Source organism: Streptomyces sp. NPDC043908 (assembly GCF_056435525.1).
Genome location: NZ_JBWKEI010000007.1, coordinates 185,150 through 205,253, shown reverse-complemented (window position 1 = coordinate 205,253; position 20,104 = coordinate 185,150). Strand labels below are relative to the sequence as shown.

Sequence of the window (20,104 nt, the reverse complement as noted above, 5' to 3'; positions counted from 1 at the left end):
GAGAGGTCTCTGCACGCCGGCCGCCCGGACAACATCAACGTATGGCACGCGGTGCCAGTCGGCAAGACACTGCGTGCCAACAATTTCTCTCAATTGCGTAATGACCTGCACCGATGAGCGATGATCGATCGAACCGCCCGCCGGAAACGCGGAAGGCCCGCCCCCGAACAGGGACGGGCCTTCACTTTCCGGACAGCTCAGCGCTGCCGGAGCGCCTTCTTGATCGAGTGCATGATCTCGTCCAGCGACGCGTCCGTACGCGCCACCGCGACCAGCACCTCGTCGCTGGTGGAGACCGAGGCCGCGGGGGCCTTCGGCCGGGCGGTGCGCCCCGCGCCGATCCCGGAGCCGAAGGTGTCCCGGACGATCGCGAAGGCGTGGTCGAGCTGGGTCTCCACGTCGCCCTGGCCGCCGGCCCGCAGCCAGCGCCGCAGCACGTGGTTGTGGGCGGTGACGACCGCGGAGGCGGCCACCTCCGCGAGCAGCGGGTCGTCGTTGCCGGGCTGGTGGTCGTGCTCGTCGAAGTGGCCCAGCAGATAGCGCGTGAAGAGCCGCTCGTAGCGGGCCACCGAGGCGATCTCGGCCTCCCGCAGGGTCGGCACCTCGCGGGTCAGCTTGTAGCGGGCCACCGAGACGGAGGGGGAGGAGGCGTACATCTTCATGACCTCCTTGATCCCCCGGCACACCGTGTCCAGCGGATGCTCGTGCGGGGGAGCGGCGTTGAGGACCGCCTCCGCCCGCACCAGCGTGTCGTCGTGGTCGGGGAAGATCGCCTCTTCCTTGGAGCGGAAGTGGCGGAAGAAGGTGCGCCGGGCCACCCCGGCGCGGGCCGCGATCTCGTCGACCGTCGTGGCCTCGTACCCCTTGGCCGAGAAGAGCTCCATCGCCGCCGCCGCCAGCTCACGGCGCATTTTGAGCCGCTGGGCGGCCGCACGGCTGCCGGCGGCACTTTCCGGGGCGTCGGGCGCGGCGGACGCTCGGGTCGGCCGTTTCGAGGAGGCAGCGGGCTGGGGCATGGACCGAACGTACTGCATATGCGCGGCGAGTCGCGCTCGCGGGGGCGGCCCGCCCGAAGGATCGAGCAGGCCGCCCCAGCCCTCCCCCGGCGGGTGGCCCAGGGAGCCCCACGGCTCAGCGCCGGGCATACTCGCGGAATCCACGGCCCGTCTTGCGGCCCAGGCAGCCGGCCGCGACCAGGTGCTCCAGGAGCGGGGCGGGCGCGAGGCCCGGGTCGCGGAACTCGGCGTGCAGGACCTTCTCGATGGCCAGGGACACATCGAGGCCGACCACGTCGAGGAGTTCGAACGGGCCCATCGGGTAGCCGCCGCCGAGCCGCATCGCCGCGTCGATGTCGTCCAGCGAGGCGTAGTGCTCCTGGACCATCTTGATCGCGTTGTTGAGGTACGGGAAGAGCAGCGCGTTCACGATGAACCCGGCCCGGTCCCCGCAGTCCACCGGGTGCTTGCGGATCTTCGCGGTGACCTCGCGGACGGTGGCGTGCACCTCGTCCGAGGTCAGGACCGTACGGACCACCTCGACCAGCTTCATGGCCGGGGCCGGGTTGAAGAAGTGCATGCCGATGACGTCCTGCGGGCGCGTGGTGGCGCGGGCGCAGGCGACGACCGGCAGCGAGGAGGTGGTGGTGGCGAGCACCGCGCCCGGCTTGCAGATCTTGTCCAGGGACGCGAACAGCTGCTGCTTGACCCCCAGGTCCTCGGCGACCGCCTCCACCGCCAGGTCCACGTCCGCGAACGCCTCCAGGGCGCCGGCCGGGGTGATGCGCGAGAGCGTCTCGTCGCGGGCCTCGGGCGTCATCCGCCCCTTGTCGACAGAGCGCGAAAGGGACTTGGCGATACGGGACTTGGCGGCCTCGGCCTTCTCCAGGCCGCGCGCGGCGAGCACCACGGCGTACCCGGCCTTGGCGAAGACCTCGGCGATGCCGGAGGCCATGGTGCCGGACCCGGCCACGCCCACCGAGCGGATCTCCCGGCCGCCGCCGGTACCCGCCGCGATCGTGGCGGGCGTCTGCGCGTCCGCCACCACCGTGGCGCTGCCGGGGGCCTCGTAGGTGTAGAAGCCGCGGCCCGCCTTGCGGCCCGTCAGGCCGGCCTCGGTGAGCTGGCCGAGGATGGGCGCGGGGGCGTGCAGCCGGTCGTGTGAGTCGCTGTACATCGCCTCCAGGACCGTGCGGGCGGTGTCGATGCCGATCAGGTCGAGCAGTTCGAGCGGGCCCATCGGCAGTCCGCAGCCCAGCTTCATCGCGGCGTCGATGTCCTCGCGGGAGGCGTACTTCGACTCGTACATCGCGGCGGCCTGGTTGAGGTAGCCGAAGAGCAGCCCGTCGGCGACGAAGCCCGGGCGGTCGCCGACCGCGACCGGCTCCTTGCCGAGGTCGAGCGCGAGCCGGGTGACCGCCTCCACGGCCGGCGGCGCGGTCAGGACCGAGGAGACCACCTCGACCAGCTTCATCGCGGGTGCCGGGTTGAAGAAGTGGAGCCCGAGGACACGCTCCGGGTGCGCGGACTCGGCGGCGAGCCGGGTCACCGAGAGGGCGTTGGTGCCGGTCGCCAGGATCGCGGTGGGGGCGACGATCGTGTCGAGCGCGGCGAACACCTGCTGCTTGAGCTCGTACGACTCCGGCACGACCTCGATGACCAGCTCGGCGTCGGCCGCCGCCTGGAGGTCGGTGAAGGTGCGGAACCGGGCGAGGACGTCGCGCCGCTCCTCCTCGGTGATGCGCCCGCGGGCGACGGCCCGGGCGGTGGACGCCTCCAGGGAGGCCACGGCCCGGCGGGCGGCCTGCTCGCTGATGTCGATGCCGATGACCTCGCGGCCCGCCCGGGCGAGCACGTCGGCGATGCCGGTGCCCATGGTGCCGAGACCGACCACGGCGACGGTGTTCAGGGGGGTGTCCATCACGGGACTCCAGGGTGAGTGACGACTGAGGAGAGGGCGCACGCGACCGGCGATCCGGCTGTCGCGACGGCGTCCGCGAGGACGCGGGTGCGCGGCAAGGGCGCACGGCGTGCGGAGAGGTGTCGTGGTGGTGCTGGGGCCGGCGGACCCGGTCCCGGGGCCACGCCGTGAAACTGCCGAACCGACGAACACTCTCGGTGGCTGCGTCACCAGGCCACCGGAGTCTGCGGGGGGTGCCCGCTCACATGAGGTTAACCGGTGAGTAACGAGCGCGCCATAGGGCGGGGGTGGCGAGTGCGTGTGATCTGGCTCGCCCCGGCGCACACGGCCGGGCGCCCCCGGTGCCCGCCGCCGGACCCCTTCCGGTCGGGCGGGGGCCCACTACGCTTCCCGCATGGACGAGGAGCTGCGGTCGCTGGCGGACCGGCTGCGGGACGAGGCCAGGGCGTCGGAGGCGGTGCCGGCGTACGAGCGGCTGCTCTCGACCCGGGACCACGACGAGCTCGCGGCCGTCCTCACCGAGCGCGAACGGCCCCTGTGGGCCCGGGAGATCGCGGCCTTCCGGCTCGGCTGCGCGGGCGACCGGCGCGCCTTCGAGTCGCTGGTGCTGCTGCTCAACCACCGCGACCCCGCGCGCTGCGTCTCCGCGGCGCACGCCCTGGCCCGGCTCGGGGACCCGCGCACGGCCCGGGCCGCCGCCGCCCTCGCCACCAACCGGCTGCGCACGGCGTACGCCCTGCACCCCGTGCGCCTGCTCACCGCGCTGCGCGCTCCCGAGGCCGTACCGGCGCTGATCACCACCCTGCGCCCGCTGCTCTCGCCCGACACTCCCTACTGGCGGGTGGCGCTGGCCTGTGTGGAGGGGCTGGGGGAGCTGGGCGACAAGCGGGCGGTGGAGGTCCTGCAGACGGCGCTGGCCCGCCCCCGTCTCGCCTCGGCCGCGGCCGTGGCGCTCAGGCGCATCGGCTGACGCCCTCCGGGGGCTTCATCGCACACCGCCTTCCGTGAGCCGCCTGACGTACCGCACCTCCGGTACGGCGATCCCGTCCGCGACGAAGTCCTCCTCGGCGCCGTCGGGGGCGAAGCCCGCGCGCTCGTAGAAGCGCCGGGCCCGGTCGTTGGCCTTGAGGACCCACAGCAGCAGCCGCGGATGCCCCTGGGCGGCGACGCGGGCGGTCAGCCCGGCGAGCAGCAGCCGGCCCGCGCCCGTGGACCAGTGGTCGGGGCGCACGTACAGCGCGTACACCTCGCCGTCCGCCGTCCTCGCGCCGCTCTCCTCCCGGTACGGTCCGCCGCATCCCCAGCCGATCACCTCGCCCGCCTGCTCGGCGACCAGATGGACCACCGAGCCGTCGCCCCGGGCCAGCTGCTCGCGGCGGCGCTCGGCGTCCCGCTCCACGCTGAGCGCGTCCAGGTACGTCTGCGGCACCAGGCCCCGGTAGGCCGTGCGCCAGCCGGTGACGCGGGCGGCCGCGACCGCCTCGCAGTCGGCGGCGGTCATGTCCCGCACGTGCGGACCGGCGGTCATCGGTCGGCGACCACCGCGAACGCCTCGATCTCCATCAGCAGTTCGGGGCGGAAGAGCGCCACCACCTGGACCGCCGAGGCCGCCGGGAGCCGCCCGCCGTCTAGGTGCTCGTCCCGCGCCTCGCGGACCGCGGGCAGATACGCGATGTCGGTGACGAAGACCGTCAGCTTCACCACGTCCTCGAAGGTCGCCCCCGCCGCCTGGAGGCAGCGGCGCAGGTTCTCGAAGACCTGCCGCGCCTGGGCGACCGGGTCGCCCTCGCCGACCACGTCCCCCTTCTCGTCGAGGGCGCACTGGCCGGATATCGCGATGAACCGGCCGGTGCCCCACACCACATGGCTGTAGTTGACGCCGGGCGCGAGGCCGTCCGGGGTGGCGATGTGCGTGAGCGAAGTCATGCCTCCATCCTGAACCACACCTCTGACAACGGGTCAACGGGCCCATAGGAATTCGGGCCTATGGGAATTCGGGCGCATCGGATTCCGGGTCCACCGGATTCCGGTCAGAGGAGCGTGAGCTGCGTCGGGCCGGAGGGGTCCGGCTCCGGCTCCACGCGCCGCGGAATGCGCCGGGCCGCGCCCCGGTGCGCCGGGCCGATGCCGAATTCGTCGGCCAGCTCGTGTACGTGCCGGGTGATCCTTCGCTGGTACCACTTCGGCGCGTACGCCCCCTCCGCGTACAGCCGCTCGTAGCGCCGCACCAGATGGGGGTGGTGCTCGGCGAGCCACGCCATGTACCACTCGCGCGCCCCCGGGCGCAGGTGCAGCACCAGCGGGGTCACCGAGGTGGCGCCCGAGGCGGCGATCGCGCGGACCGTGGCGCGCAGCTGGTCGGGGTGGTCGCCCAGGAAGGGGATCACCGGGGCCATCAGGACCCCGCAGCCGATGCCCGCGTCGGTGAGCGTCCGTACGACGTCGAGGCGGCGCTCGGGAGCGGGCGTGCCCGGCTCCACCGTGCGCCACAGGTCGTGGTCCACGAACCCCACGGAGACGGAGATGCCCACCTCGGTCACCTGCGCGGCCTGCTGGAGCAGCTCCAGGTCGCGCAGGATCAGCGTGCCCTTGGTGAGGATGGAGAACGGGTTGGCGTGGTCGCGCAGCGCCTCGATGATCCCCGGCATCAGCCGGTAGCGGCCCTCGGCGCGCTGGTAGCAGTCGACGTTGGTGCCCATGGCGATGTGCGCGCCCTGCCACCGGCCGGAGGAGAGGTGGCGGCGCAGCAGCTCGGGCGCGTTGACCTTGACCACGATCTGCGAGTCGAAGCCGAGGCCGGTGTCGAGGTCCAGATAGCTGTGCGTCTTGCGGGCGAAGCAGTACACGCACGCGTGGGTGCAGCCCCGGTAGGGGTTGACGGTCCACTCGAACGGCATCCGGGACGCCCCGGGCACCCGGTTGACGATCGAACGCGCGCGGACCTCGTGGAAGGTGATCCCGCGGAACTCCGGGGTGTCGAAGGTACGGGTGACCACCGCGTCCGCGTCGAACAGCGCGGCCGCGCGGCCCGCTCCGGGCGGTGCCGGATCGTTCTCGGCCAGATTGTCCCAGCGCATACACGCCTCCTCGGGCCTCGTCCGTAGCACTGACCCCAGAATAGAACATGCGTTCCCATGATCGCAGCAACCCCGATTTTGGGGGCCCGTCCCCGAGGTGATTGGCTTTGCCCACCCCGAATCCGGGCGCACCCCCCGGATGTCACGAGTGCTGGAGGAAGAGCCATGGCGCAGGTCGAGGCCACCACGGAGCGGATCATCGCGGCGAGCCCGGAGACGGTGTTCGACACCGTGGCCGACTACAAGGACAGCCGTCCGAAGCTCCTGTCCGAGCACTTCAGCGAGTACGAGGTGCGCGAGGGCGGCGACGGCGAGGGCACCCTCGTCCACTGGAAGCTCCAGGCGACCAGCAAGCGCGTGCGCGACTGCCTGCTGGAGGTCTCCGAGCCCACCGAGGGACAGCTCGTGGAGAAGGACCGCAACTCCTCCATGGTCACCACCTGGACCGTCACCCCGGCCGGCGAGGGCCGCTCCAAGGTCGTCGTCAGCAGCGTGTGGAACGGCGCGGGCGGCATCGGCGGCTTCTTCGAGAAGACCTTCGCCCCCAAGGGTCTCAACCGCATCCACGACACCGTGCTCGGCAAGCTTGCCGCCGAAGTCGAGAAGTAGGCCCCGGGCCCTCGGGCCGCCGTTGAGCACTCCCGGTCGCGGTCACCGGTTCGAGTGGTTTTCGCGGCGGCCCGGTGGTGCGCCCGCGCGCGCCGGGCCGATTGAAACACGCTGATGGGGCGGTGGACGCGCCCCCTTCCAGGGCCAGTTGTGCGCCCGCGCGCCGCCGCTCTTCCGCTTGCTCCCTATTAGCGCCCGATGCGCAGTATGTACGCCGCGCAGCCGAATCAGGCGCGACGAGGGGAGCAGACGTGGGTGGGATCACTCTGGTGAAGGACCCGGCGCGGGGCGGGCCTTCGGGGGAGCGGCGGCGGGCACGGCGGGCCGTGCGGGAGCCGGTCCCGGAGTTCTCCGACACGGCGGCGGCCGTCCCGGCCGATCCGGCGCCGCCCGCCGGACCGCCTGACGGACCGCCCGCCGGACCGTCCGAGGCTCCCGTGGCGCTCAGCGCGCGCCGGGTCCGGCTGGTCTTCGCCGGGCTGATGCTCACCATGCTGCTCGCGGCCCTCGACCAGATGATCGTGGCGACCGCGCTGCCGAAGATCGTCGGTGATCTCCACGGCCTCGACAAGGTGTCCTGGGCCGTCACCGCCTATCTGCTGGCCTCCACCATCGGGCTGCCCGTCTACGGCAAGCTCGGGGACCTCTTCGGCCGCAAACCCGTCTTCCAGTTCGCCATCGTCGTCTTCGTGATCGGCTCGGCGCTGGCCGGCTGGGCGCGGACCATGGACGAGCTCATCGCCTTCCGCGCCGTCCAGGGCGTCGGCGGCGGCGGGCTCATGATCGGCGTGCAGGCGATCATCGCGGACATCGTGCCGCCCCGCAGGCGCGGCCGCTTCATGGGCCTGATCGGCGCCGTCTACGGCTTGGCCTCGGTGGCCGGGCCCCTGCTCGGCGGGTTCTTCACCGACCACGCCTCCTGGCGCTGGTGCTTCTACATCAACGTCCCCTTCGGCCTGGTCACCCTCGCCGTCATCGCCGTCGTCCTCCAGCTGCCCCGCCCCGCCGCCCGCCCGCGCCTGGACGTCCTCGGCTCGCTCCTGCTCATCGCCGCCTCGACCTGCGTGGTGCTGCTGACCAGTTGGGGCGGGACGGAGTACGCCTGGGACTCGCGCGTCATCCTCGGGCTGGCCGCCGGAGCCCTCGGTACGACCCTGCTCTTCGTCGTGGCCGAGAACCACGCGCGCGAACCCGTCATCCCGCTGCGGCTGTTCCGCGACCCGGTCTTCGCCGTCTCCGGACTGGTCGGCGCGGTCATCGGCGTCGCGCTCTTCGGCGCGGCCAGCTATCTGCCGACCTTCCTCCAGATGGTCGACGGCGCCAGCGCCACCGAGTCCGGGCTGCTGGTCCTGCCGATGATGGGCGGCATCGTCGCCGCCTCGATCATCTCCGGCCAGCTCATCAGCCGCACCGGCCGCTACAAGATCTACCCGGTCCTCGGCAGCGCGGTCGCCGCCGTCGGCATGGGGCTGCTCTCCCGCCTTGAGACGGACACGCCCCGGCTGGACTACAGCGTCTGGATGGCGGTCCTCGGCATCGGCATCGGCCTGGTGATGCCGGTGCTCGTCCTCGCCGTGCAGAACGCCGCCGACCCCGCCGACCTCGGCGCCGCCACCAGCGCCAACAACTACTTCCGGCAGATCGGCGGCAGCGTGGGGGCCGCCGTCTTCGGCACCCTGTTCACCAACCGCCTCGCCCACTCCCTCACCGAGCAGCTCCCCGCGGGCACCCGCCTCCCCGACCCCGAGTCGATCACCCCGCAGCTGGTGCACAGCCTGCCGCCCGCCCTGCGCGACGGCTACATCCGCGCCTACGCCGAGGCCATGCCGCGGATCTTCCTCTACCTGGTGCCGGTCCTGGTGCTCGGCCTCCTGCTCGCCTTCTTCCTCAAGGAGAAACCGCTGGTGTCCCAGAACGCCCCCGCCGTCGACGCGACCCCCGTGCCCCAGGCGCGTACGCCCCACGCCCCCGCCCACAGCGGCGTCCCGGTCTGCGGCACGGTGCAGCACAGCGACGGCACCACCGTGCCGCGCGCCGCGCTCACCCTCGTCGACGTGCGCGGACAGCAGGTGGGGCGCGGCGGCAGCGGCGAGGACGGGCGGTACGCGCTCAGCGTTCCGGGCGCCGGCAGCTACGTCCTGATCGCGGCGGCCGGAGGGCACCAGCCGCAGGCCGTCTCGGTGACCGTGGGGGAGCGCCCGGTCGAGCTCGACGTGGTCCTCGGCGGCGCCGGACGGCTGGCCGGGTCGGTGGTCACCGCCGACGGCACCCCGGTACGGGACGCGGCCGTCACCCTCACCGACGTACGGGGCGAGGTCGTCGCCACCACCCGCAGCGGGCGCGAAGGCGCCTACGTGATCAGCGAGTTGGTGGCCGGTGAGTACACCCTGGCCGCCAGCGCCCCCGCCTTCCGGCCGGCGGCCCTCCCCGTCAGCGTCCAGTCCTCGCGCGAGACCCGCCAGGACATCGAGCTCGCGGGCGGCGCCGTGCTGCGCGGCACGGTCAGGGCGAGCGGCGGACGGACGGTCGAGGACGCGCGCGTGACGCTGCTCGACGCGGCCGGGAACGTGGTCGACACCCTCACCACCGGACCCGACGGCACCTTCCGCTTCGTCGACCTCTCCTCCGGCGAGTACACCGTGATCGCGGCCGGGTATCCGCCGGTGGCCACGGTGCTTCAGGTCGCCGGTGGCGGCCGCACCGAGCGGGACCTCCAACTGGGCCACGAGGACTGACTATTCTTCAACCAAGTGCCCGGTACACGCGGGCGTACGCCGTATTCCGGCGTTGCCCCGCGCGGGGCCTTCGCATGGCCGTACGGTAGGTGGCACAGCCGCAGATCCTTGCGGCGGGGAAGGAGCCTCCACCCATGGACAGTGGCACTCCGCCGACGCTGCCCCGGCAGTCCGCCGTGGCCGGACGGATTCCGCTTGCCGTGATCGTCGTGGACGGCGACGGGCTGGTGTCGCACTGGTCGACCGGTGCGCGCCGGCTGTTCGGGCCCACCCGCGAGGAGGCGGTGGGCCGTCCCGCCCTCGACCTGCTGCCGGTCTCCGGCGCGCTGGACGAGGACCGGTCCGGCGACGCGCTGGGCGACCTGGACGCCTACGACATGTTCGGCCCGGCGCTGGACGCCTCGCTCAACGGCCTGACCTCCTACCCCACGGCCGGGCGAGCCGCCCTCTCGGACCCCGGGCGGCCCCGCGTCGACGTGCTCTGGTGGGCGTATCCGCTGGTCGGGCCCGGCTCCGGGCGGCTTCTGGTGCTGGCGGCGGACGCGGCGCTGCTGCACGCCGGCCACCCGGGGCCCGGCCGGGGCGGTGTGGAGCGGATAGCACCCGGTTTCGCGCTGCACACCGAGTTCCAGGGCGCGGACGAGCTGGCCCGGCGGCTGCCCGAGATCCTGCCCAGCATGAGCGTCGGCGAGAGCTCCCGGATCGTCTCGCAGGTGCTCGAACTGGGCTATCCCGTCCTGGAGTTCAGCCAGCACGACCGGGCGCCCGTGACGCCCGACTGGGGTGTGCCCCGCCGCCCCGGGCGCAGGGTCGTGCAGGGCGCCGAGCAGGCCCCGGCCGCCGTCGGGACGGCGCCCGCGCCCGAGCCCGAGTTCGCGCAGGACCTCGAGTACGCCGCCGTGCGCGAGCGGCTGGAGTTCCTCAACGAGGTCAGCGGCCGCATCGGTTCCTCCCTCGATCTGTCCCGCACCATCCAGGAGGTGAGCGCCGCCGTCGTGCCGCGCTTCACCGATGTCGCGGGCACCTATCTGCGCGAACAGGTCATCGCCGGTGAGGGGTTCCCGGACGGGCCGCCGGACGAGACCACCCTGTGGCACCGGGTCGCCCTCGAACACGTCGACGCACCCGGGCGGTGGGACGACGTCGTCCCCGTGGGCGAGTCCATGCCGTTCCCCGCGCACACCCCCTTCTTCCAGTGCATGACCACCGGCGAGCCCGTGCTCGTCCCGCGCATCAGCGAGCAGATGGGCACCGCCATCGCCTCGCAGTTCGAAAAGCGCGACATCCGGCCTCTGATCAACGGCCGGTCGATGCTGGTGGTTCCCCTCAAGGCGCGCAACGTGGTGCTCGGGTTCATGATCCTGCTGCGCCACGCGGAGCGGGCCGAGTTCAACGACATGGACCGGGTGACCGGCGCCGAACTCGCCGCCCGCGCCGGGCTCGTCCTCGACAACGCCCGTATGTACACCTACCAGGAGAGCGTCGCCGAGACCCTCCAGGACTCGATGCTGCCGCAGGTCACGCCGCAGATGACCGGCTGCGACACCGCCACGCGCTACCTGCCCGGCACCCTGCTCGGCCGGGTCGGCGGCGACTGGTTCGACTCCATCAAGCTGCCCGGCTCCCGGATAGCCCTGGTGGTCGGCGACGTCATGGGCCACGGCCTCAACTCCGCGGCGATGATGGGCCAGTTGCGTACCGCCGTGCAGACCATGGCGGCTCTGGACCTGCCGCCCGCCCAACTGCTGCGCAACCTGGACGACCTCGCGCAGCGGCTCGGCGAGCACTATCTGGCGACCTGCCTCTACGCGGTGTACGACCCCATCGAGGGCGAGCTCCTGCTGGCCAACGCGGGCCATGTGCCGCCGGTCCTGGTCCGCGCCGCCGACGGCCGCAGCGAGCTGCTGGAGCTGCCGACCGGGGCGCCCATCGGCGTCGGCGGGGTGCCCTTCGAGACCGTGCGGCTGCGCGTCGAGCCGGGCGACCGGCTGGTGATGTGCACCGACGGCCTGGTCGAGGTGCGCGGGGAGGACATCGGCGTGGGTCTCGCGACCCTCTGCGAGTCCGCCGCGCACCCGGCGGCCTCCATGGACGACGCCTGCGACACCATCATCCGCGCCCTCAACATCCGGGGCGGCCGCAAGGACGACGTCGCCCTCCTGATGGCCCGGCTCAACGGCATCGCGCGCGAGGACGTGTCCGAGTGGTCGCTCGCCATCGACGCGCGCGAGGTGGCACGGTCCCGGCGCCTGGTCGTCGGCCGGCTGCGCGACTGGGGCCTTGAGGATCTGGTGGAGACCGTGGAGCTGCTGGTCAGCGAGGTCGTCACCAATGCCGTACGGCACGCGCACAGCCATCAGGTACGGCTGCGGATGGTGCGGGCGGAGACGCTGCGCTGCGAGGTCGTCGACGACGACCACACGCTGCCGATGCTGCTGCACGCGGGAGCGCTGGACGAGGCGGGGCGGGGACTGCGGGTGGTGAGCCGGCTGGCCCGCGAGTGGGGGACGAGCCGTACGGGCGGGGGCAAGACCGTGTGGTTCGAGGTGCCGTTGCCGTCCAGGGGGCGCACGAGGCGCTGAACCGGCTCGAACGGGGCGTGAAGGATTGCGCCGGGTCCTTGTCGGCGTGCCTCCGGAGCGATAGACCGATCTTGACACTGTGCGTGCCAGCCTGGGGAGTCGGTCATGAGCGTGACGAGTCGGTACAAGGACGCCTGGGAAGGGTTCTGGAACGAGGCGCCCGACGAGACGGGCGCGGTGTTCTGGGACGCCGAGCCGGCTCTCACGGCGGGTCCCCACCTCGCCCTCTTCGAGCCCCATCTCACCGATCTGGCCCTGCCGATGGTCGACCTGGGGTGTGGCAACGGCACCCAGACCCGCTTCCTCGCCGACCGCTACGACAGCGTGGTCGGCGTCGACCTCTCACCGGCCGCGGTGGAGCGGGCCAGAAGCCAGGACCCGGACGGGCGCGCCCGGTTCGAGCAGTTGGACGCGACCGACGAGAAGGCCGTCCAGGACCTGCACGCGCGCCTGGGCGACGCCAACGTGTATGTGCGCGGGGTGCTGCACCAGTGCGAGCCGGCCGCCCGCGGGCCCCTGGCCGACGCCGTCGCCACGCTGGTCGGGACGCGCGGGCGGGCCCTGCTGGTGGAGCTCGCGGAGGCGGCCAAGCAGGTCCTGGCGGGCCTGACCCAGGACCCGGCGGGGGCGCCGCCGAAGCTGCGCCCGGTCTTCGCCCACGGCCTCACCCCGGGCGAGGTGGCCGACGCGGCCGTGCCCGAGCTGCTGGGCGCGGCCGGGCTGACGGTCCTGGCCCGCGGCGAACTGCCCCTGACCACGACCGAGTACCGCCCGGACGGCACCCGGATCGCGCTGCCCTCCACGTGGTGGGTGGTGGGGCGCGCCGGGTGAGGGCCGGCGCGCCCGTATCCGCCGCGGGTCAGGAGTCCTTGCGCCGGCGCAGCAGCAGGACGCCGCCGGCCAGGACCCCCGCCAGGGAGGCGGCCGCGACGGGCTGCGCCGCCGTGCCGAGGGCGAACGAGTCCTTGGGCGCCGCCCCGCCGCCGTGTCCGTGGTGGCTCACGGTGGACTTGGCGGCGCCCGCGTCGATGGCGCGCTGACTGGGCGCGGCCGGCTGGGCGGCGCCCTGCGCGGCCTGGCCGTACACGACGTCGGAGCAGCTGTAGAACGCCTCCGGGCTGTCGCTGCGCTGCCACACCTTGTAGATGACGTGGCGGCCGGTGCGGGCGGGCAGGTTCCCGGTGAAGGTGTACGAGCCGTCGGTGGAGATCCGGGTCGTGGCGTACGTGGCGACCGGCCGGGAGTCCAGGTCGGACCACTTCAGGGGCTTCGTCGGGTCGAAGCCCTCCTTGGTGATGTAGAGCGTCATGGTCCCGGAGTGCGGGGCCGTCACCCGGAACCTGAACCCGAAGGGTCCCGCCGAGACGCCGGTGGCGGGCCAGTCGGTACGGGCCCAGTCCAGCGCGCGGTACTTCTCCCGGTTGGCCGAGCACAACTTGCCGTCCGGGATGAGCTGTTGGTGGTGCCCGTCGGCGTTGGCGATGTTGACCTCGTTCCAGTCGTAGAGCGGCTGGGTGCCGGAGTCGGCGACCAGGTCCTTGCACACCTGCGACTTGGGGGTCTCGGGGCCTTCCGCGTAGCAGGCGGCGACCCGGCTGACCGGGTTGAACACGGCACCGTGCGCGGAGGCGGGCGACCCGGCGACGGAGAGCAGTGACGCGGACGCCGCACCGAGAACACCGAGGGCGGCTGCTGTACGTCGTACGGACATGTGGCGGCTCCTTCTCAGCTGGTTCCTCAGCTGGTTCGGACCAGAGGCTGGCATTGGTCTGGACCAACATGCAAGAGGTCTGCACCAATTGGGTGCGGCGGGGACCGGCCGAGGGCGCGCGGCAGGACACGCGCCGGTGGTTGTCCACAGGGCTGGTGAGGGCGTTCCGCGACGCGTACGGTTTCGTGGCATGAAGATCCTCATCAGCGCCGACATGGAGGGCGCCACCGGTGTCACCTGGCCCGGTGACGTGCTGCCGGGTGCTCCGCAGTGGGAGCGGTGTCGTGCCCTGTTCACGTCGGACGTCAATGCCGCGGCGCTGGGATTCTTCGACGGTGGTGCCGACGAGGTCCTCGTCAACGAGGCGCACTGGTCCATGCGCAATCTGCTGCTGGAGCGGCTGGACGAGCGCGTGCAGATGCTCACCGGGCGCCACAAGTCGCTGTCGATGGTCGAGGGCGTGCAGCACGGCGACGTGGACGGCATCGCCTTCGTCGGGTACCACACCGGGGCGGGCACCGAAGGCGTCCTGGCCCACACCTATCTCGCCAACTCCCTCACGGGCGTCTGGCTGAACGGGACACGGGCGAGTGAGGGACTGCTCAACGCCCGGGTGGTCGCGGAGTACGGGGTGCCGGTGGTCCTGGTCACCGGTGACGACCTGACCTGCGCGGACGCCGAGGGGTATGCCCCGGGGGCGCGCAAGGTGGCGGTGAAGGACCACGTCTCGCGGTACGCGGCGGTGTGCCGCACCCCCGCGCGGACCGCCGCCGACATCAGGGCGGCCGCGAAGGAGGCGGCGGCCCTGGCGGGGCGTCATGACCCGGTCCGGCGCGGGCCGTTCACCGTCGAGATCGAGTTCGACGCGGAGCACCTGGCGGGGGCCGCCACGGTGGTCCCGGGCGCGGAGCGCACCGGTGAGCGCCGCGTCGCCTACACCAGCGACACCATGTACGAGGGCATCCGCACCTTCAAGGCGGTCACCACGATCGTCTCGGCCGCGGTGGAGGAGCAGTATGGCTGAGCACATCGACACGGCCGCGCTGGACGAGGTGGTGGCCTTCACCTCCGAGCTCATCCGGATCGACACCACCAACCGCGGGGGCGGCGACTGCCGCGAGCGCCCCGCCGCGGAGTACGTGGCGGAGCGGCTCGCCGCCACCGGCCTGGAGCCCACCCTGCTGGAGCGGACGCCGGGCCGCACCAACGTGGTGGCGCGCATCGAGGGCACCGACCCCTCCGCCGACGCGCTCCTGGTCCACGGCCACCTCGACGTGGTGCCCGCCGAACCGGCCGACTGGAGCGTGCACCCGTTCTCCGGAGAGGTCCGCGACGGCGTGGTGTGGGGGCGGGGCGCCGTCGACATGAAGAACATGGACGCGATGGTCCTCACGGTCGTCCGGGCCTGGGCGCGCGCCGGCGTGCGCCCCCGCCGGGACATCGTCATCGCCTACACCGCGGACGAGGAGGCCAGCGCGGTCGACGGCTCCGGCTTCCTCGCCGACCACCACCCCGGCCTCTTCGAGGGGTGCACCGAGGGCATCAGCGAGTCCGGCGCGTTCACCTTCCACGCCGGCCCCCGCCTGCAGCTGTACCCGATCGCGGCGGGCGAGCGCGGCACCGGCTGGCTGAAGCTCACCGCGCACGGACGGGCCGGCCACGGCTCCAAGGTGAACGCGGCCAACGCCGTCAGCCGGCTGGCCGCCGCGGTCGCCCGGATCGGGGAGCACCGCTGGCCGGTCCGGATCACCCCGACCGTCCGGGCGGCCCTGAGCGAGCTCGCCGCGCTGTACGGGATCGACGCCGACCCGGCCGCCCGCGGCTTCGACGTGGACGCGCTCCTCGGCAAGCTCGGCCCGGCCGCCGCGCTGGTGGAGCCGACCGTCCGCAACAGCGCCAACCCGACGATGCTGGAAGCCGGTTACAAGATCAACGTGATCCCGGGGCACGCCACGGCGTATGTGGACGGGCGGTTCCTGCCGGGCACGGAGGACGAGTTCCGCGACACGCTCGACCGGCTCACCGGCCCGGACGTCGACTGGGAGTTCCACCACAAGGAGGTCGCCCTCCAGGCCCCGGTGGACACCCCCACGTACGCCAAACTGCGCGCGGCCGTCGAGGAGTTCGCCCCCGACGGGCACGTCGTGCCGTACTGCATGTCCGGCGGCACCGACGCCAAGCAGTTCTCCCGGCTCGGCATCACCGGGTACGGCTTCTCGCCGCTGAGGCTGCCGCCCGGCTTCGACTACCAGGCGCTGTTCCACGGCGTCGACGAACGGGTCCCGGTGGACGCCCTCCACTTCGGCGTGCGGGTCCTCGACCACTATCTGCGTTCCGCTTAGGGGGAGTTGGAAGACATGGTGCCCATCGGGCCTTACGGAACCTGGCCGTCGCCCATCGACGCCGAGCTCGCCGCCACCCACGACGGCTCGCCCGACTTCGCCGGCATCGTCGGCGAGGAGGTGTGGTGGACCGAACCCCGCCCCACCGAGGGCGGCCGCCGCGCCCTGGTCCGCCGCCGGGCGGACGGCACAGCCCGGTCGCTGCTGCCCTCTCCGTGGAACGTACGCAGCCGGGTCATTGAGTACGGCGGCGTGCCGTGGGCCGCGGCGGCGCGGGACACCGGGGGACCGCTCGTGGTCTTCGTCCACTTCCCGGACCAGCGGCTGTACGTGTACGAGCCGGACGGGCCGGGGGAGCCGAGGCCGCTCACCCCGCTGTCGGCGGTCGGGGAGGGGCTGCGCTGGGCCGACCCCGTCCTCGTGGCCGGGCGCGGCGAAGTGTGGTGCGTCCTGGAGGAGTTCACCGGCGACGCTCCGACCGACGTACGCAGGGTGCTGGCGGCCGTACCGCTCGACGGCTCGGCCGCCGAGGACCGCGGCCGGGTGCGCGAGCTCTCCGACGGGCGCCACCGCTTCGTCACCGGCCCCCGGCTCTCCCCGGACGGCTCCCGCGCGGCGTACCTCGCCTGGGACCACCCGAACATGCCGTGGGACGGCACCGAGCTGATCCTCGCGGAGCTGGGGGAGGACGGCGTCCTCACGGGGGCGCACCCCGTCGCGGGCGGCCCCGGCGAGTCCCTCGCCCAGGTGGAGTGGGCGCCCGACGGCCGGCTGCTGTTCTCCTCCGACCGCACCGGCTGGTGGAACCTCTACCGGATGGATCCGGCGCCCGCGGACCCGCTCTCCTCCCACCCCGCGGACCACGCGGGCACGGCCGTGGCGCTCTGTCCCCGCGAGGAGGAGTTCGGCGGTCCGCTCTGGCAGATCGGCCGCCGTTGGTTCCAGCCCCTGGACAGCGGTCTGATCGCCGTGATCCACGGCCGGGGCGCGACCGCGCTCGGCATACTCGACCCGGAGAGCGGCGAGGTGGTGGACGCGGCCGGCCCCTGGACCGCCTGGCAGGCGACGCTCGCGGCGCACGGCAGCCGGGTCGTCGGCGTCGGCGCCAGCCCGCGCACGGCGGCCGAGGTGGTCGAGCTGGACACCCGCTCGGGCCGCACCCGGGTGGTCGGCCGCCCCCACGAGGACGTGGTGGACCCCGCGTACTACCCGGAACCGCAGATCCGCACCTTCACCGGCCCCGGCGGCCGCGACATCCACGCCCTGGTCTACCCGCCGCACCACCCCGGCCGGGTGGCGCCCGCCGAGGAGCTGCCGCCGTATGTGATCCGGGTGCACGGCGGCCCGACCGGGCAGGTGCCCCTCGTCCTCGATCTGGAGATCGCCTACTTCACCTCGCGCGGCATCGGCGTGGCCGAGGTCAACTACGGCGGCTCCACGGGGTACGGACGGGAGTACCGCGACCGGCTGCGCGAGCAATGGGGCGTCGTCGACGTCGAGGACTGCGCTGCCGTGGCGCGCGCGCTCGCCGACGAGGGCACCGCCGACCCCCGGCGCCTGGCCGTCCGGGGCGGCAGCGCGGGCGGCTGGACCGCGGCGCTCTCCCTCGCCACCACCGACGTCTACGCCTGCGGCACCGTCCTCTACCCCGTCCTCGACCTCACCGACTGGTCCTCCCCGGAGGGGACGCACGACTTCGAGTCGCGGTACATGGAATCCCTCATCGGCCCCCGCGCCGCGTTCCCCGGGCGGTACGCGCAACGCTCGCCGATCACCCACGCGGAGCGGATCAACACGCCGTTCCTGCTGCTCCAGGGCCTCGACGACCCGATCTGCCGGCCCGCCCAGTGCGAACGGTTCCTGGCTCGGACGGCCGGCCGCGGCGTACCGCACGCCTATCTCGCCTTCGAGGGCGAGGGCCACGGCTTCCGGCGGGCGGACACGCTGATCCGCGCCCTGGAGGCCGAACTCTCCCTGTACGCCCAGACGTTCGGTATCGACCGGCCCGACATCCCCCTCCTGGAGCTGGACAAGTGACGCCCGCGCACCCCGCCCCCGCCCCCGTGCCCCTCACCCGGCCCCCGCGACTGCGCCCGGGCGCCCGGGTGGCGGTGGTGGCCCCGAGCGGTCCGGTGGCGGGCGAGCGGCTCGACGCGGGGCTCGACATCCTGCGCGGCTGGGACCTCGACCCGGTCGTGCTGCCCCATGTCCGCGACCGGCACCCGGAGTTCGGCTACCTCGCGGGCGGCGACGACGCCAGGGCGCGCGACCTCCAGCAGGCGTGGTGCGACCCGTCGGTCGACGCGGTGCTCTGCGCGCGCGGCGGGTACGGGGCACAGCGCATGGTGGACCTGGTCGACTGGAGCGCGATGCGGGCCGCCGGGCCCAAGGTGTTCGTCGGCTACAGCGACGTGACCGCGCTGCACGACGCGTTCGCCGCGCACCTCGGGCTCTCCACGCTGTACGGGCCGATGGTCTCGGCCGAGACGTTCCTCAAGGACGACCCGACCCAGCGCTCCCTGCGCACCACCCTCTTCGCCCCCGAGGCGGCCCGCACGCTCCGAGCGGACGGTGCGCGCCCGATGGTGCCGGGCCGGGCCCGGGGGACCACGGTGGGCGGCTGTCTCGCCCTGCTCGCCGCCGGCCTCGGCACCCCGGACGCCCTGGCCTCGGTGCGCGGCGGGCTGCTGCTCCTGGAGGACGTGGGCGAGGAGGACTACCGGATCGACCGCATCCTGACCCAGCTGCTGCGCTCGGGATGGCTGGACGGGGTGGCCGGGGTGGTGCTCGGCTCCTGGGAGGCGTGCGGACCGTACGAGAAGGTGCGGGCCGTGCTGGCCGACCGGCTCGCCCCGCTCGGCGTGCCGGTGGTGGAGCACTTCGGCTTCGGCCACTGCGCCCCCTCGCTCACCATGCCGCTGGGGGTGCCCGCGGTGCTCGACGCCGACGCGGGCACGCTCACTCTGGAGGTGCCCGCGCTGGTGTAGGTGCCGTAGGACGAAGGTGCGCGCCGGGGACGCGGCAGCCGTCGCTAGAGGGCGGCGTACCCCGGGCGGACCAGCTCGTCGATGATGCGGCGGCGCTCCGGCAGCGGCAGGAACGCGGCCTCGACGGCGGCGACGGTGAACTGCTCGAACACCTCGGGCCCGTAGCCGAAGGCGTCCACCATGTGCTGGAACTCCTCGCTCATGGTGGTGCCGGAGACCAGCCGGTTGTCGGTGTTCAGGGTGACCCGGAAGCCGAGGCGCCGCAGCAGGTCGATCGGGTGCGAGGCGTAGTCCTTGGCCGCGCCGGTCTGGAGGTTGGAGGTCGGGCAGACCTCCAGGGCGATGCGGTTGTCGCGCAGGTAGGAGGCGAGGTGGCCGAGGTCGGCCGTCCCGTCCTCATGGACGGTGATGTCGTCGGTGATCCGCACACCGTGCCCGACGCGCTCGGCGCCGCAGATCTGCACGGCCTCGTGGATCGACTCGGCGCCGACGGCCTCGCCCGCGTGGATGGTGAAGTGGCAGTTCGCCCGCTTCAGGTGCTGGAAGGCGGGGAGGTGGCGGGCCGGCGGGTTGCCGATCTCGCCGCCCGCGATGTCGAACCCGGCCACCCCGCGGTCGCGGTGCGCCACGGTCAGCTCGGCGATCTCCAGGGAGCGGTCGGTGTGGCGCATCCCGGTGAGCAGGGCGCGCACGGTGATCCGCCCGCCGGTGCGGCGCTCGCCCTCACGCAGGCCCGCGTTCACCGCCTCGACGACCTCGTCGAGGGTGAGCCCGCGCTCCAGGTGCTGCTCGGGCGCGTACCGCACCTCCGCGTAGACGACCCCGTCCGCCGCCAGGTCCTCGGCGCACTCCGCCGCGATCCGCTCCAGCGCCTCACGGGTCTGCATCACCGCGCAGGTGTGGGCGAAGGTCTCCAGGTAGCGCTCCAGCGAACCGGAGTCCGCCGCGTCGCGGAACCAGACCGCGAGCGCCGCCGGGTCCTCGGTCGGCAGACCCTCGTAGCCGCAGGCGCGGGCCAGCTCGACGATCGTGGCGGGACGCAGACCACCGTCGAGGTGGTCGTGGAGGACGGCCTTGGGCGCGCGGCGTATCCAGTCGGCGACGGGCTGGGCGGAGGAGTTGTCAGACAAGTGCATGACCGGGGA

At 73.2% G+C, this 20,104-nt stretch carries 16 protein-coding genes; 9 read left to right on the top strand and 7 right to left on the bottom strand.

The features are described 5' to 3' along the window. Positions 1 to 197: 197 nt before the first annotated feature. Both AC069K_RS17735 and AC069K_RS17730 read right to left on the bottom strand, forming a co-directional pair. Complete coding sequence (locus AC069K_RS17735) at positions 198 to 1,034, bottom strand: TetR family transcriptional regulator (RefSeq protein WP_365099941.1); 837 nt, start codon at positions 1,032 to 1,034, stop codon at positions 198 to 200. 97 nt (positions 1,035 to 1,131) lie between these two features. Next, the gene (locus AC069K_RS17730; protein ID WP_478617123.1) at positions 1,132 to 2,916 is read right to left on the bottom strand and encodes a 3-hydroxyacyl-CoA dehydrogenase family protein; all 1,785 of its coding nucleotides are present in this window, start codon (positions 2,914 to 2,916) and stop codon (positions 1,132 to 1,134) included. A gap of 394 nt (positions 2,917 to 3,310) precedes the next feature. On the opposite strand from AC069K_RS17730, the gene AC069K_RS17725 reads away from it, so the two are divergent. Beyond that, on the top strand, positions 3,311 to 3,886 hold the full coding sequence (locus AC069K_RS17725) for an adenylosuccinate lyase (protein WP_365099612.1): 576 nt from the start codon (positions 3,311 to 3,313) through the stop codon (positions 3,884 to 3,886). A gap of 15 nt (positions 3,887 to 3,901) precedes the next feature. Here the strand turns inward: AC069K_RS17725 and AC069K_RS17720 are convergent, their stop codons facing one another. The 3 genes from AC069K_RS17720 to AC069K_RS17710 form a co-directional block, all read right to left on the bottom strand. Further along, positions 3,902 to 4,444, bottom strand: coding sequence for an N-acetyltransferase family protein (locus tag AC069K_RS17720; RefSeq protein ID WP_478617120.1), 543 nt, complete (start codon positions 4,442 to 4,444; stop codon positions 3,902 to 3,904). Beyond that, positions 4,441 to 4,842, bottom strand: a complete 402-nt coding sequence (locus AC069K_RS17715; RefSeq protein ID WP_365099616.1) for a RidA family protein — start codon at positions 4,840 to 4,842, stop codon at positions 4,441 to 4,443. The genes AC069K_RS17720 and AC069K_RS17715 overlap by 4 nt, the downstream gene beginning before the upstream one ends. Before the next feature lie 104 nt (positions 4,843 to 4,946). After that, complete coding sequence (locus AC069K_RS17710) at positions 4,947 to 5,993, bottom strand: Rv2578c family radical SAM protein (protein ID WP_478617116.1); 1,047 nt, start codon at positions 5,991 to 5,993, stop codon at positions 4,947 to 4,949. Positions 5,994 to 6,158: 165 nt separating this feature from the next. On the opposite strand from AC069K_RS17710, the gene AC069K_RS17705 reads away from it, so the two are divergent. The 4 genes from AC069K_RS17705 (at position 6,159) to AC069K_RS17690 (ending at position 12,750) form a co-directional block, all read left to right on the top strand. Further along, entirely contained in the window at positions 6,159 to 6,602 is a 444-nt protein-coding gene (locus AC069K_RS17705) for an SRPBCC family protein (protein ID WP_365099620.1), read from the top strand. Positions 6,603 to 6,853: 251 nt separating this feature from the next. Beyond that, the gene (locus AC069K_RS17700) at positions 6,854 to 9,337 is read left to right on the top strand and encodes an MFS transporter (RefSeq protein ID WP_478617112.1); all 2,484 of its coding nucleotides are present in this window, start codon (positions 6,854 to 6,856) and stop codon (positions 9,335 to 9,337) included. A gap of 134 nt (positions 9,338 to 9,471) precedes the next feature. Continuing rightward, the gene (locus AC069K_RS17695) at positions 9,472 to 11,919 is read left to right on the top strand and encodes a SpoIIE family protein phosphatase (protein ID WP_478617109.1); all 2,448 of its coding nucleotides are present in this window, start codon (positions 9,472 to 9,474) and stop codon (positions 11,917 to 11,919) included. A 105-nt stretch (positions 11,920 to 12,024) separates the two neighbouring features. Beyond that, positions 12,025 to 12,750, top strand: a complete 726-nt coding sequence (locus tag AC069K_RS17690; protein WP_365099624.1) for a class I SAM-dependent methyltransferase — start codon at positions 12,025 to 12,027, stop codon at positions 12,748 to 12,750. A 28-nt stretch (positions 12,751 to 12,778) separates the two neighbouring features. Here the strand turns inward: AC069K_RS17690 and AC069K_RS17685 are convergent, their stop codons facing one another. Beyond that, the gene (locus AC069K_RS17685) at positions 12,779 to 13,630 is read right to left on the bottom strand and encodes a lytic polysaccharide monooxygenase auxiliary activity family 9 protein (RefSeq protein ID WP_478617105.1); all 852 of its coding nucleotides are present in this window, start codon (positions 13,628 to 13,630) and stop codon (positions 12,779 to 12,781) included. 190 nt (positions 13,631 to 13,820) lie between these two features. Here AC069K_RS17685 and AC069K_RS17680 point away from each other — a divergent pair, with 190 nt between their 5' ends. The 4 genes from AC069K_RS17680 to AC069K_RS17665 are packed head-to-tail and all read left to right on the top strand — an operon-like array spanning position 13,821 to position 18,959. Next, positions 13,821 to 14,654 (top strand): M55 family metallopeptidase, encoded by an 834-nt coding sequence (locus AC069K_RS17680; protein ID WP_478617103.1) that lies wholly within the window; start codon positions 13,821 to 13,823, stop codon positions 14,652 to 14,654. Next, entirely contained in the window at positions 14,647 to 15,972 is a 1,326-nt protein-coding gene (locus AC069K_RS17675) for a M20/M25/M40 family metallo-hydrolase (protein ID WP_478617100.1), read from the top strand. Before AC069K_RS17680 ends, AC069K_RS17675 begins: the two co-directional genes overlap by 8 nt. A gap of 15 nt (positions 15,973 to 15,987) precedes the next feature. Continuing rightward, a complete protein-coding gene (locus AC069K_RS17670; RefSeq protein ID WP_478617097.1) occupies positions 15,988 to 18,009 on the top strand; it encodes a S9 family peptidase in 2,022 nt (673 codons plus the stop codon). Further along, on the top strand, positions 18,006 to 18,959 hold the full coding sequence (locus AC069K_RS17665) for a S66 peptidase family protein (RefSeq protein ID WP_478617094.1): 954 nt from the start codon (positions 18,006 to 18,008) through the stop codon (positions 18,957 to 18,959). Before AC069K_RS17670 ends, AC069K_RS17665 begins: the two co-directional genes overlap by 4 nt. A gap of 44 nt (positions 18,960 to 19,003) precedes the next feature. Here the strand turns inward: AC069K_RS17665 and AC069K_RS17660 are convergent, their stop codons facing one another. Beyond that, positions 19,004 to 20,095 carry an adenosine deaminase gene (locus AC069K_RS17660; RefSeq protein ID WP_478617091.1) on the bottom strand — a complete coding sequence of 364 codons (1,092 nt, stop codon included), beginning with the start codon at positions 20,093 to 20,095 and terminating at the stop codon, positions 19,004 to 19,006. Between the last annotated feature and the right edge of the window lie 9 nt (positions 20,096 to 20,104).